Origin of the sequence: Mesorhizobium sp. M8A.F.Ca.ET.218.01.1.1, from assembly GCF_004791165.1 — a bacterium.
Taxonomy (GTDB): domain Bacteria; phylum Pseudomonadota; class Alphaproteobacteria; order Rhizobiales; family Rhizobiaceae; genus Mesorhizobium.
The window spans coordinates 1-402 of record NZ_SRUZ01000057.1 but is presented as its reverse complement, the minus strand read 5'-3'; the positions used below and the strand labels follow the sequence as shown (position 1 = coordinate 402).

Annotated in this window: 2 protein-coding genes; both read right to left on the bottom strand. The window is 57.0% G+C overall.

Going from position 1 to position 402, the window contains the following annotated elements:
• Positions 1–132, bottom strand: a 132-nt coding sequence (locus EN861_RS36865) for a hydantoinase B/oxoprolinase family protein (protein WP_135928213.1), incomplete at its 3' end; no start/stop codon positions are given.
• Positions 132–402, bottom strand: a 271-nt coding sequence (locus EN861_RS35920; RefSeq protein ID WP_210235215.1) for a hypothetical protein, incomplete at its 5' end; no start/stop codon positions are given. The genes EN861_RS35920 and EN861_RS36865, both read right to left, overlap by 1 nt.

Below are 402 nucleotides of genomic sequence, written 5' to 3'. Positions count from 1 at the left end.
GAAATCCAATGAGTCGCGAACGATCTGGGAGTAAGCGGTACGAACGATCGTAAGCGTCATCTCATCGGCGATCGTGTCGAACGCGTTCTTGAATATCTCGAGCAAAAACGGGTCTGTCTTGCGGTTTCGCATCACGCGACTCCTCGTTGCAGATCGACGACCAGGTTGTCAAATTCGTCTCGGAAGACGGAAGCGTCTGGCGGCACAACCGCCGTTCCTCCAATTCCTCCACGATAATCGGCCCGGCCGCTTCTCCGCCAGACATGCTTCTGCGGGCGTCCAGTGGCCGCGACGATCAAGCGCTGACGATCGCTGGCCGAAACGGTGAAGAGATGCCATTGCACGTGCATTAGACCGCACACCACACCGCAAAACGGAACCCCAGAACCGGGCTCTTTTGAT